A 12367-nucleotide genomic window follows, 5' to 3' on the forward strand; every position below is an offset into this window, starting at 1 on the left:
CTGGTACAGAGCTTAAAATCTGGCTAACTATAAAATAATAGAACAAGGTGACAGCGTATTTTTGGATTAACTCCTTGTGATGTCGGCTATAAAACCAACAGTAAAGTTTCTATCTTGGTAGCGGGATCAATAAATAGAGAAAAGATGCACTCTGTCAAGAGTGAAGCCTAAACTGGGTAGAATAATGATGTTAGCAGTGCAAATGGTATTTGTGACCCCACAGACAAACTGAAGGGTCACCATTTAATCTAAGGAAGGTCTGCAGCCCATCACTGGCGATCTATACTATTCCGCCTCACGCTGCTTTAAAAAGCGATAGATGGCATCCTGGGATCGACAACCTTTTCGTCCCTCATTAGCTAACTTGGAATTTGTTTGCTTGGCATCAATCAGCCGCGCCTTCTGATTATCACTCCACTGCAATTCCATAATTTTGCGAACTGTAGCCTGGTGCTCCGGATTCATAAGCGGGAAAGTGACTTCAACTCGCTGATCCAGGTTTCGTTTCATCAGGTCCGCCGAAGACAACCACATCAGCTCATCACCACCATTGTGAAAAATATAGACCCGGGCATGCTCCAGGTACTTATCTACCAAACTGATAATACGAATATTGTCTGATACGCCCGGAGTTTCACAAACCAATGCACACATCCCACGAACGATAATACGAATTTTTACACCTGCGGCACTGGCGCGATACAGCTGCTCAATAATCTGACTATCCACAAGGTTATTACACTTGAAAAATAGCGCCGCTTCCTTCCCTGCCTGGGCGGCATCAATTTCACGATCTATCGCCGCAGTAATCGCATCCCGATAGAAAAATGGTGAAGTGATAATACGCTTAAAAGAAGGGCGCTTACGCGGTGCCTGCATAAACTCAAATACATTGTAAACGTCCCTACCCAGCTCCTGGTTATTGGTCAATAAGCTAAAATCACAATAGACCTTCGCTGTATTTTCATTAAAGTTACCGGTGCCTAGATGGCTGTAGAAACGGTCTTTGCCATCCTCGCGGCGAAGCACAGAAATTAACTTGCAATGTACTTTGAGGTTGGGCATGCCATACACTACATTCACCCCGGCATCGCTCAGCTCATGGGACCAATGGATATTGGCCTTTTCATCAAAGCGCGCCCGCAACTCCACCACCGCAGTCACCTTTTTGTTATTGCGAACCGCATTAACCAGAGCCGCAACTACACGGGAGTTCTTTGCTACCCGGTAGAGATTAATCCGAATTTCTTTAACTTGAGGGTCTAGTGCGGCAGAGGCCAGGAAATTGACAATCGCATGGAAGTCATAATAGGGATAATAATAAAGCCGATCCCCTACGCATAGCTGTGAAAATACACTTTCATTTTTCGGTAAGGCTGGCAGTGGTGTGAGGCGCTTATAGCGAAGTCGGGCGGATTCTCCCGGGAATTTCATCAGATCTTTGGAGTTGTGATAACGCCCACCGGGGGTATAGGTATCATAACGACCCATTTTCAGTTTCTTCTTCACCAACTCCAGTAGAGCCTCAGGCATATCACCATCGTATGCCATACGCACCGGATCTGCGCGCTTTCTCTTTTTTAGAGAGCGCTCCATTCGGTCGAGAATATTCTGGGTTACCTCTTCACTTAACTCCAACTCAGCATCGCGACTGATCTTAAAGGTATAGGCGCTGGCTTTAGCGATAGGCACCACATGGCGAAATATTTCTTTAAGGCATCCCCGGATAATATTATCGAGAACGATGTAGACTTTCTCCCGCTTCCCCTCCCGTGGAGGAATCTCCACAAAGCGGGGAAGTGTATCCGTAGGAATCTCCATTGCCACATAGCGCTCGGTACCATCATCCAACTCAAGTGCTATCGCAAAATAGATACTGGTTTCATTAATCAATGGCATGGGCTTGCGCCCATCGATAAAGAATGGCTCCAACTCCGGCAGCACTTCCCGGTGAAAGTAACTTTCTACAAACTGGCGCTGGTTATCGCTAAGCGAAGTCTCCCTAACCACATGGATATCATGCTTTGCCAGATCCTTTAAAGCTTTGTTATAGGCCTTCGCATAGCGCAACTGTAACCTCAACACTCGATTATTAATCGATTGCAATAGATTACTGTAATATTCCTTCTTTTCTCCGCCAACGGAAAAGGCTGCTAAACGACGTACCGCTGCAACGTGCACACGGAAAAACTCATCCAGGTTATTAGAGAAGATTCCCAAAAAATGTACGCGCTCAATAACAGGTACACTTTCATCTTCCACCTCCTGCAAAACACGCTCGTTAAATGAAAGCCAGCTCAACTCTTTGGGAAATAGAGGCACATCGTTAGACATTGCAAAACCATAAAACGCACCCAGTATCTGACGGCAGTTTAAAAATCCAGATTATTCTGAAAGCAGCCTTAACACGGGGCTGAGGGTCAAGATTAAGTAAAGAAATATGCCACTGAAATGTGGCTGTGAGCAAGCGCCTATAGCAATATAACGATCTAGTATGGCTTCACAGTTTTCTGCCACACTGTTTCAGTCCATAAATTGGCACAAATAAATAAAAAATATCTTTTATTTATAAAAGATATTTAATAATTTTGTAACACTTTTATAGGTGGCGCCTTTTTGGTGCGCTGTAAATTGACTGCACCCACTATTGGACTGAAAAGTGGCGAAATGAATAATAGAGCGTCCGACTCCATACATTAGCGCTTTCAACGGGATATTGATGCAAGCTCCAAACGAACGCTATGCCGCCCTAGATTTGGGCTCAAACAGTTTTCATCTGCTCCTGGCAGAATTTCGTGATCAGCGCATGGTACGCCTGCACACAGACAGAGCCATGGTGCGCCTGGCCGAGGGGCTGGATATTAACCACCACTTGGACCCGACAGTAACCGAACGGGCCCTGGCCGCTCTGCAGCGCTTTCAACCTGTGATGGATAAACTGCCCCTCGACCATGTACGTGTTGTGGGTACAAATACACTGCGTATGGCTGCGGCCAATGCCGATGGCTTTTTGGAAGAAGTGGAATCAATACTCGGTGTGCCGGTGGAAATTATCAGCGGCATCGAGGAGGCCCGCCTGATCTTTACTGGGGTTCTCGCCGCCGCCAATGGCCCCCCTCGTTTGCGCTGCATTATTGATATTGGCGGTGGCTCTACGGAGCTGGTTCGCGGTGGTGATACTCCACAGCAACTGGAAAGCCTGGATATAGGCTGTGTTTCCTACAGTAAACGTTTCTTCGCCGATGGCCTGATCAGCCGCAACACTGTAAACCACTTCCAGCGCGCGCGGCGAGCGGCGCGGGCCGAATTGCAGGAGCTACAGCATATTGCCGAAGGCGCGGAAGTTACCGGTTGCTCCGGGACTATCAAAGCGGTTGCCAGGATTTGCAATGATGGTGAAGTAAAGGCGATCAAGCGCGGGGATATCGATCAGCTTGCGCACCGGGTTTCCTCCGCCAAACATATCGCGGACCTGGATTTGCCCTACCTGGATGAAGAGCGTCGCCCGGTATTAGCTGCCGGCCTGGCGATACTGCATGCAATATTCTGCGAACTTGACATTATGCGTATGGAAGTCTCTCCCTATGCAATCCGCGAGGGCATAGTGCACGACTTGGCCGGGCGCTTGCACGGCGGGGATCGACGTGCAGATACGATTGCCGCCATGGTAGAGCGCTGGCAGGTAGATACCAACCAGGCTAAACGTGTCAGTTCCACCTCACTCAAGCTCCTGCAGCAGTTGCGCCCCCAGTACCCACCAGAAGGCAAGGTGCGACTGCACTGGGCTATCCAGTTGCACGAAACCGGCCTGGCCCTAACTCACAGCAGCTTCCGCAAGCTGGGGGCTTATATGGTTAAACACGCCGATATGGCCGGATTTGCCAAAAGTGAACAGGAGCACCTGGCCTATCTGGTGCACAACCAACGGGGAAGAATCAAACCGCCACGGGAGCACTATGGCTTCCACCCCAGCCCAGACCTTCTATTATGTCTGCGCCTCGGATGTATTATTCACCGGGACCGCACCGAACGCAGCCTGGACGGCTTAAAGCTATATGACCAGGGAGACGCCTATCACCTGGAAGCCGATCAACAGTGGCTGGAGGATAGCCCGGCAATTGCAGAATTGTTGGAGCAGGAAGAGCAACACTGGCGCTCACAAAATCGGCCCCTACAGATAACGGCGATATAAGAGCCAGGGGCCCTTGTGAGCCACTCTGGACACTGGCGTTTTACGCGAATATTCACCCTACAATCAAAAGCTATGAAACTGAGCGAAGTCACTCTCGAACACCACTATGCGGATATGGGGGAAGCCTTTGGCACCCCCATAGCACCCACTCCTTTCCGCCACCCCAAGGTAATCGATACCAACCCTTCAGTGCTGCAACTATTGGGAATAGATCCCAACGAGAAATCTGACCCCGCCTGGGCCGAGCTGGGCTGCGGCGCCCGCCTGTTTAAGGGAAGCCGCCCATTTGCCATGAAATACACCGGTCACCAGTTCGGGGTCTACAACCCGGACCTGGGGGATGGGCGAGCGCTGCTGTTGGGTGAAATCGAGAATGAAGGCCGGCGCTGGGAACTGCATTTAAAGGGTGCAGGAAAAACGCCCTACTCCCGCTTTGGTGATGGCCGCGCAGTATTGCGCTCCACCATACGGGAGTACCTCGCCAGTGAGGCACTCTACGGCCTCGGTATTCCCAGTACCCGGGCACTGTGCATTGTCGGAAGCGACGAACCTGTCACCCGTGAGAAAATTGAAACCGGGGCCATGCTGATCCGAGTAGCGGAGAGCCACGTGCGTTTCGGTCACTTTGAATACCTGTTTTACACCAAGCAACTGGAGGCCCTACAGGAGTTGATCGGGGTTATTTGCCGACGCTTTATACCGGGTACAGAGGGTATGGCAGTGGGAGACCAAGCTGAAGCACTGCTGCGCTTTACCACCCGCCGCAGTGCAGAGCTAGTTGCAGCCTGGCAGTCCGCAGGCTTTGCCCACGGCGTGCTCAACACCGACAACATGTCGATTATTGGCGACACCTTTGACTACGGACCCTACGCCTTCCTGGACGACTACGACCCCACTTTTATCTGCAATCACTCCGACCACACCGGCCGTTACGCCTTTGAGCAACAGCCTGGAGTCGTACTGTGGAACCTGAATGCTCTCGCCCATGCACTGTCGGCCTTTGTCGGTGTAGACGCCCTACGCGAATGCCTGGAGCAATTCCAGCCGGTGGTAAGCGAAGCCTATGCGCAACGTATGCGGGCCAAACTGGGCCTGGAAAAAGAAGAGGATGGCGACCAGGCCCTCTGCTCGGAACTGCTGAAGTTGCTTCAACACGGCCAGGCCGACTACAGCCTGTTTTTCCGCGCCCTGGCCCACTACCGGGGGGAGCGTCCGGCCAGCGCTTTGCACGAGTTACTCAAACCCTCTCACCACAGCGCCCTGGATCAATGGCTGGAGCACTACGATCGCCGCCTCACCCGGGAGACAAATAACTCCCGGGAGCGCAATTTGGCCATGCTGTCAGTCAACCCGAAATACATTCTGCGCAACTATTTGGCACAGAAGGTCATCGAGGCTGCTGAAGATGGCGACTATCATCCTTTGCGGACTCTGCGCCAGTTACTGCAATCCCCTTTCGCCGAGCACCCGGAGCGAGAAGTCTGGGCCAGTGCACCGCCAGAATCCGGCAAGCGTATCCCCTTGAGCTGTTCCTCTTAAAGGTGCCTTTGGGTAACACACAAAGGTCCCGAAATTGGGACAAATAGAGAGAAAAGGCAGGGATATGTGGCCAAATGCTACTTTTTGACTGTTAGATTTTACCTGATGACGACTAGCCCACTGCCCTCGCAGGTGACTTGATGTAATATCCGGGTCACCCTACTTTACATAGGAAAATAAGTGATGATTAGAAACCTGCTTCTGGCCACCTTTGGCCTGCTGTTCGCCCTGCAGGCCAGTGCTGCAGATATCCTGGGCAACTGGCGCACTATCGATGACGAGACCGGAGAGACAAAGTCCATCGTCAACATCTATGAAAAGGATGGGAAGTATTACGGCAAGGTAGTGGATCTTCTGATGAAGCCTAACGACACCGCTTGCGACAAGTGCCCAGGCGACCTGAAAGGTAAGCCCATTGTCGGCATGGATGTCATCAGCGGGCTGGAAAAGAAAGGGAAAAAATACGAGGACGGGGAAATTCTCGACCCGGTAAAAGGCAAGGTTTACGACCTTAAAGTCTGGCTGGAGGATGACAACACCCTTAAGCTGCGCGGCTACCTGGGCTTCCTCTACCGCACCCAAACTTGGCACCGAGTTCAATAAGCAACTAGGTGCAGCTCTCGGGCCCGAGTTCTATCGGGCCCAGAACCCTCTCTCTCAAACTCAGTTAAAGCACCACCCTGCCGCTTTCACCGCTCGTTGCACGAGCCGACACCACTTTATCGTCTTCACTGGTATCAATTCTTACCTTGGCGCTCATACCTGCGCGCAGAGGCGGAGAATCCTTGAGAGGGTATAGACGCAGGCGCACCGGCACCCGCTGCACTACTTTCTCCCACTTGCCACTGGCATTCTGCGGCGGTGTGGAAGCAAACTCACTGCCACTGGCGGGACTCATACTGTCCACCTGAGCCTGCCACTCAAAATCCGGGTAGGCATCCAGGGTCACTTCCGCTTGCTGACCCGTGCGCACGCGGCCCAGCTCGGTCTCTTTCAGGTTGGCCTCCACCCAAAGGCCAGTGGAGCCAATCATTTGTAGCAGGTTAATGCCCAGAGTGGCCATCTCCCCCACCTTGGGTACAGTATTGGCGATAGTGCCATCCACGGGAGCAATAATACGCGTGCGCGATAACTGGTAGCGGGCGGTATCCAGTTGCGCTTGAGCCACTTTTAAATCTGCCTGCTCTTCCAGGGCAATACTGGGATCACCTCCCAGTTCAGCGCGCAAGCTGGAAAGCTTCTCAGCATTAATGGTGATTTGGGCGCGAGCGCGCTCCAGCTGCTGGCGGGCGCTGTCCAGCTCCGCCTCGGAAAACGCCACCTTGCTCAGTTTTTCATTGCGCTCCAATTGGCGGCGGTAAAAGTCCGCATCTTTCCGTGCCTGCTGCAACGCAGCATCTGCTTCAGCATATTCCGAACGACGAGCGAGCAATTCGTTGCGCACTTGGGCCAGGCGCGCCTCCGCCTCAGTCACCGCCAGTTCGAAGGCCGTGCGGTCGATCTGAATCAATAATTGCCCTTTCTCCACTACTTGGTTGGCACTCACCAGCACCTGGGTGACAACACCACTAACTTCGGGCGCCAGGGAGATCTTGTCCGCTTTCACGTAAGCGTTCTCTGTCTCGACAATATCGCTACCGCGCAACAGGTTCCATCCCCCTATCAGGACGGCCAGTACCAGGAAAAAGGAGAGTGCGAACTCTCTTTGTCCGGCGCGGTCTAGCTTAATAGACAGCTTTTCAGTCACATTCAATCTCTTCACGTGTCAAATTCTTGCGCAACCGCAATAGCAGCGACTGCAATTGATCCATCTCTGCGGCGGAAAAGCCCGCAAGTGCCTCACTGCGGGTCTGCTGGGCTACACCGCCCAGTAACTCGAGGGCCGGCATTGCCTGCCCCGTCAGATAAATACGGAAACAGCGCCGGTCCTCGGGATCGGGCCTCCGCTCCACCAGCCCCTCCTGCTGGAGGTTATCCAGCTGGCGCGCCAGACTGATCGGCGCTAGGTCCAGGCGCTCGGCCAACTCTGCCTGCTTGAGGCCCTCCTCACGCAATAGATGCCAAAGCACCTGCCAGCGGGATCCACTCAGCCCGTGGTCCTTGGCTCTGCGGTCAAAGTTTCGCCGCAGCAGCCGTGCTGCACTGTGTAGTTCAAAACTCATTTCAGTAACGGCATCTTCCCTGGACATATCTACTCTCCCTGTCTAAGGCCGCTCATTATAAGCCTGCTTATTATTTCATCAATGTGCGAGTTATCAATATCCCAAAACCCCATTAAAAAAGGCGGTCACTAGGACCGCCCTTTCGACCTGCATCCGGGATGGGCCTATTTCTCCAGAACCTCGATCTTATCGACCTTCTGGAAGCCCCGGGGCAGCTTGTTGCCACGCCGGCCACGCTCACCGCGATAGTGATCCATCTCCGAGATCTTGATCTTGGTATGGCGCTTACCGGCGTGAACGACCAGCTGGTCCCTGCCCTTCAATACAGCAACACCAATGACCACCTCTTCGCGGGCCGCAGCTCGGGCCGAAGTGATATTGATAATCTTATTGCCCTTGCCTTTGGACAATTCCGGCAACTCAGTCACCGGGAATACCAACATGCGCCCTTCAGTGGTCACCGCTGCCAGCAGAACGTCATCGAGACTCTCCAGCAATTGAGGTGCAAGCACCTGGGCCCCCTTGGGCAGGGTCAGCATGGCTTTACCCGCCTTATTGCGCGACTGCAAATCAGAGAGCTTGGCGATAAAGCCATAGCCCGCATCGGAAGCCAGTAACACTCGCTGCTCATCAGGGCCCATCAACAAGCCCTCAAAGGTTGCACCGGAGGGGGGATTGATACGCCCGCTGAGGGGTTCGCCCTGCCCTCGTGCCGAAGGCAAAGTGTGGGAGGCAATGGAGTAACTGCGACCAGTGCTATCGAGTAATAACGCGGGCTGGTTACTCTTGCCCCGCGCGGCAAAACCGAGACTGTCCCCCGCCTTATAACTGAGCGCTGCCGCATCAATTTCATGGCCCTTGGCCGCGCGAATCCAACCTTTTTCAGAAACGATAACGGTGATGGGATCTGAAGACAGCAGCTCAGATTCACTAAACGCCTTGGCCTCTTCACGAGCCACAATTGGGGAACGGCGATCGTCGCCAAACTCTTTGGCTGCGGCCAGAAGCTCTTTCTTGATCAAGGTCTTGAGGCGACGCTCGCTATTCAGGGTCTTGGTGAGGGTATCTCGCTCTTTTTCCAGCTCCGCCTGCTCGCCGCGAATCTTCATCTCTTCGAGGCGTGCCAACTGGCGCAGCTTGGTATCGAGAATGTAGTCCGCTTGGATATCCGTGAGCTCAAAGCGATCCATCAGCTCCTGCTTGGGCTCGTCACAGGTACGGATAATTTCGATCACTTCATCAATATTGAGGAAGGCAACCAGCAAACCTGCCAACAGGTGCAGGCGCTTCTCAACTTTATCCAGACGGAACTGCAGACGACGGCGGGTGGTAGTGGCGCGGAAAGTCAGCCACTCCCGCAGGATTTTATCGAGGGACTTCACCTGCGGGCGCCCGTCGATACCGATCATATTCATATTGACGCGGTAGTTGCGCTCAAGATCGGTAGTGGCAAACAGGTGATTCATCACCGATTCCATATCCACCCGATTGGATTTCGGCACAATTACCAGGCGAGTGGGGTTTTCGTGATCCGACTCATCGCGCAGGTCGCTCACCATGGGCAGCTTCTTCGCCTGCATCTGCTGGGCAATCTGCTCCAACACCTTGGCACCGCTCACCTGATGAGGCAGCGCAGTAATGACAATATCGCCGTCTTCCTTACTCCACAGGGCGCGCATCTTGATAGAACCGCGACCGGAGGTGTAAATCTTACGGATATCATCCCGTGGCGTAATAATCTCTGCCTCAGTGGGCATATCCGGGCCGAGAATATGCTCACACAGCTCTTCTACTGTGGCCTTGGGATTCTCCAGCAGCTCTACAGTCGCGTTGACCACTTCGCGCAAGTTATGCGGGGGAATATCCGTAGCCATACCCACGGCAATACCGGTGGTACCGTTCAATAGAATATTGGGCACCCGCGCAGGCAGTACGCAGGGCTCATCCATGGTGCCGTCAAAGTTGGGCTGCCAGTCCACAGTGCCCTGCCCCAACTCCGACAGCAGCACTTCCGAATATTTCCCCATGCGCGACTCGGTGTAACGCATCGCGGCAAAGGACTTGGGATCATCCGGCGAGCCCCAGTTGCCCTGGCCATCAATCAGGGGGTAGCGATAACTAAACGGTTGCGCCATCAGTACCATCGCCTCGTACACCGCGCTATCGCCGTGCGGGTGGTACTTACCGATCACATCACCAACGGTGCGCGCGGACTTCTTATACTTGGCAGTATTCTTCAGGCCCAGCTCACTCATGGCGTACACGATACGCCGCTGTACAGGCTTAAGGCCGTCACCGATATTCGGCAGGGCGCGGTCCAGGATCACATACATGGAGTAATCCAGGTACGCCTTTTCGGTGTACTCCTTTAACGGCAGGCGCTCTGTGGCCTCATAAACAGAGGTGTCGGTCATACAGCTCTCGTTATTCGATTCGGAAGGAGCGGATTATGGCGGACTGGAGCGGGAGGTTCAAAGGGAAGCTGAAAAAGGAAGGGGAGAAGCTCATTGTAAGTTCAATACAATCTCTAAAGCTTACCCAAAAAGTCCGGTGGGTATCGAACCAGCCTAATGCATTCTTAAGGGAATAAGACTCCCAGGTAAAATTTGGAGAAGCACACATACTAAGTGTGCCTCTCGCAGAGCCAACTTTATTTCTGGCTGCACTCGCCAGCTTTTGCAAGCTTTAATTTTGTAATATCAGCTTTACCTTCTTCAGACTCAACAAGTTTCAAGTCTGCACCACCAACGAACACTCCCATTTTAATGTATTGTTCGATAAAGTAATTTTCACCTGCTTTTACATCAACCAACAGGTCATTCGGGGAGAACTCCGACTCGGTTGAGACCTTATATTCTTTATCCCCAATAACCTCCTGGTAGAAAAAGACGTTGGGTGCAGATTGACCAACACATTCATCATTAACCCAGATATCTTTCTTCAGAGTAGTACCGGGACCAGAAGCTCTATAGATGTAGAGACCAGCATTCCCCTCAGTAGGTGAATTGAACTCTTTAGCTTTATTCGATAACTCATCACTCTCCATAGGAACCGACGCACAACCCGCAAAAAGAGATGTAGCTATAGAAAGCACCGCTAATTTTTTGTACATGTTTTATCCCCAATATAATTTAACACCTGCTAACGGCTGTTTTTTGTACAGCTTCTGCGTTAACAGACGCGCATCATATCAGCTTGACTACCAACTAGAACCTTTAATCAAATTGATCAGGGAGATAAAACTCGACTCTTCAGCCATATCCACAAAGCTTGAGTATTCCACCGACTTTAAGGTGAAGGAAATTGAAATAGATAGACACGATTATACCTGAGCTAAAGCTGGAATCACTGAGCATTGGCCCACTTAAAAGAGTACAACTAAAAGTACTGGCAGGAAAAATCAATTGCCCTCAGGTCCCTATAGTTCGGGTAAAAGCCGTCTACTCAGAGCCATTACAGACATTGAACCCCATGACATTGATAACATTTGATGACGAAAGCCAGAAGGAAATGGCAAATCACAAGTGGCGGCAGCAAGTTATATTGGTACCACTGCAAAATGCCTGGTGGGACGAAACAATAGGCGAAAACTTTAATCAACCAATGGGGCATACATTAAACACTTTAAGATTTCCCGAGAATACGACAGACCGGCAGATAAGCCGGCTATCCTTCATAGAGAAACAACGCTTGACACTTATTCTCGAGCTTTCCTACACCGCACAAGCTTTTTTACAGGATGGGCTCAGTGTCAATGTGGAGACAGATACTACTAGTAAAATAGAAGCATGACTTATGGATGAAATCAGCAATCACCAATACCCCGCCACCTGGACGACCCATAAGAAAAGGCAGATCCAACGAGTGTAGAGCAGGCATTTTGAAATTAATGGGAGTAGCTTATTAAGTAACAATTAGTGTGATCATCTTTGATGGTGGCAATTATCGTTGGCTGCGACGTTGGTAGTCGTCCTGGCAATTTGCTCCAATATCACACGATCACAGCGCAGCAAGCCACTGATTGTCGCGGCAGTACGCACAGCGGTTCAATTGCCTCTTGTCGAGGTCATACTGGAAGTCCTTATCGCTATTGGTACCTTGTATAAGGCTCCACCATTTGGGCTGAAAATAAATTAGTGAATAGAACATCTCATACTGCAACGATACAACCGTATGCCTCTTTATGTAACTTGCCCTCTACTGGGAACCTATTTCTTTCCGAGTTGTGATGTCTATTTGTTGCTACTCCCCAGCAGTCACTTTCTGTGCCTATCCTTGTCAGCATCCGCGCAAACCAGTACTACATCTCATTTCTTACCTGATCGACAAGGGGTGTCTTTCCAACAGCTTTTCTACTACTTTCTGTAAGTGCCAATTTTCTTAGGTTGTAAATTTGATACCGTTCTCACTCAACTATAATTATCTCATTAGTGCCTTCCTCATGATCAGGATAAGAACCAACTCTATCAGCTGA

10 protein-coding genes are annotated in these 12367 nt (G+C 51.4%); 5 read left to right on the forward strand and 5 right to left on the reverse strand.

Translation table 11 applies throughout. The features are described 5' to 3' along the window. Nucleotides 1-285: 285 nt before the first annotated feature. Nucleotides 286-2334 carry a polyphosphate kinase 1 gene (gene ppk1, locus ACJJIQ_RS17475; protein WP_445362571.1) on the reverse strand — a complete coding sequence of 683 codons (2049 nt, stop codon included), beginning with the start codon at nucleotides 2332-2334 and terminating at the stop codon, nucleotides 286-288. A 385-nt stretch (nucleotides 2335-2719) separates the two neighbouring features. Here ppk1 and ACJJIQ_RS17480 point away from each other — a divergent pair, with 385 nt between their 5' ends. The 3 genes from ACJJIQ_RS17480 (at nucleotide 2720) to ACJJIQ_RS17490 (ending at nucleotide 6334) form a co-directional block, all read left to right on the forward strand. Further along, the gene (locus ACJJIQ_RS17480) at nucleotides 2720-4192 is read left to right on the forward strand and encodes a Ppx/GppA phosphatase family protein (protein ID WP_445362572.1); all 1473 of its coding nucleotides are present in this window, start codon (nucleotides 2720-2722) and stop codon (nucleotides 4190-4192) included. Nucleotides 4193-4207: 15 nt separating this feature from the next. Further along, nucleotides 4208-5731 (forward strand): protein adenylyltransferase SelO, encoded by a 1524-nt coding sequence (locus ACJJIQ_RS17485; protein WP_445362573.1) that lies wholly within the window; start codon nucleotides 4208-4210, stop codon nucleotides 5729-5731. A 183-nt stretch (nucleotides 5732-5914) separates the two neighbouring features. Continuing rightward, on the forward strand, nucleotides 5915-6334 hold the full coding sequence (locus ACJJIQ_RS17490) for a DUF2147 domain-containing protein (RefSeq protein WP_445362574.1): 420 nt from the start codon (nucleotides 5915-5917) through the stop codon (nucleotides 6332-6334). Between the two features lie 64 nt (nucleotides 6335-6398). On the opposite strand, the gene ACJJIQ_RS17495 is transcribed toward ACJJIQ_RS17490, so the two are convergent. From ACJJIQ_RS17495 to ACJJIQ_RS17510, 4 genes are all read right to left on the reverse strand, one after another. Then, on the reverse strand, nucleotides 6399-7478 hold the full coding sequence (locus tag ACJJIQ_RS17495; protein WP_282931136.1) for an HlyD family secretion protein: 1080 nt from the start codon (nucleotides 7476-7478) through the stop codon (nucleotides 6399-6401). Then, a complete protein-coding gene (locus tag ACJJIQ_RS17500; RefSeq protein WP_445362575.1) occupies nucleotides 7471-7920 on the reverse strand; it encodes a MarR family winged helix-turn-helix transcriptional regulator in 450 nt (149 codons plus the stop codon). Before ACJJIQ_RS17500 ends, ACJJIQ_RS17495 begins: the two co-directional genes overlap by 8 nt. A gap of 137 nt (nucleotides 7921-8057) precedes the next feature. After that, nucleotides 8058-10307 (reverse strand): DNA topoisomerase IV subunit A, encoded by a 2250-nt coding sequence (gene parC / locus ACJJIQ_RS17505; protein ID WP_444911595.1) that lies wholly within the window; start codon nucleotides 10305-10307, stop codon nucleotides 8058-8060. A gap of 236 nt (nucleotides 10308-10543) precedes the next feature. Continuing rightward, nucleotides 10544-11005 (reverse strand): DUF2846 domain-containing protein, encoded by a 462-nt coding sequence (locus ACJJIQ_RS17510; protein ID WP_444926010.1) that lies wholly within the window; start codon nucleotides 11003-11005, stop codon nucleotides 10544-10546. Between the two features lie 359 nt (nucleotides 11006-11364). Here ACJJIQ_RS17510 and ACJJIQ_RS17515 point away from each other — a divergent pair, with 359 nt between their 5' ends. Both ACJJIQ_RS17515 and ACJJIQ_RS17520 read left to right on the forward strand, forming a co-directional pair. Next, a complete protein-coding gene (locus ACJJIQ_RS17515) occupies nucleotides 11365-11685 on the forward strand; it encodes a hypothetical protein (RefSeq protein WP_445362576.1) in 321 nt (106 codons plus the stop codon). Between the two features lie 168 nt (nucleotides 11686-11853). After that, nucleotides 11854-12030, forward strand: a complete 177-nt coding sequence (locus ACJJIQ_RS17520) for an ABC transporter permease (RefSeq protein WP_445364826.1) — start codon at nucleotides 11854-11856, stop codon at nucleotides 12028-12030. Nucleotides 12031-12367 lie beyond the last annotated feature (337 nt).

Source organism: Microbulbifer maximicatervae (SeqCode) (assembly GCF_052468295.1).

Bases quoted from the DNA above. Each gene is read 5' to 3' on its own strand.
- parC (WP_444911595.1), bottom strand. From the start codon at position 10,307: ATGACCGACACCTCTGTTTATGAGGCCACAGAGCGCCTGCCGTTAAAG.
- ACJJIQ_RS17500 (WP_445362575.1), bottom strand. From the start codon at position 7,920: ATGTCCAGGGAAGATGCCGTTACTGAAATGAGTTTTGAACTACACAGT.
- ACJJIQ_RS17490 (WP_445362574.1), top strand. From the start codon at position 5,915: ATGATTAGAAACCTGCTTCTGGCCACCTTTGGCCTGCTGTTCGCCCTG.
- ACJJIQ_RS17510 (WP_444926010.1), bottom strand. From the start codon at position 11,005: ATGTACAAAAAATTAGCGGTGCTTTCTATAGCTACATCTCTTTTTGCG.
- ppk1 (WP_445362571.1), bottom strand. From the start codon at position 2,334: ATGTCTAACGATGTGCCTCTATTTCCCAAAGAGTTGAGCTGGCTTTCA.
- ACJJIQ_RS17515 (WP_445362576.1), top strand. From the start codon at position 11,365: ATGACATTGATAACATTTGATGACGAAAGCCAGAAGGAAATGGCAAAT.
- ACJJIQ_RS17480 (WP_445362572.1), top strand. From the start codon at position 2,720: ATGCAAGCTCCAAACGAACGCTATGCCGCCCTAGATTTGGGCTCAAAC.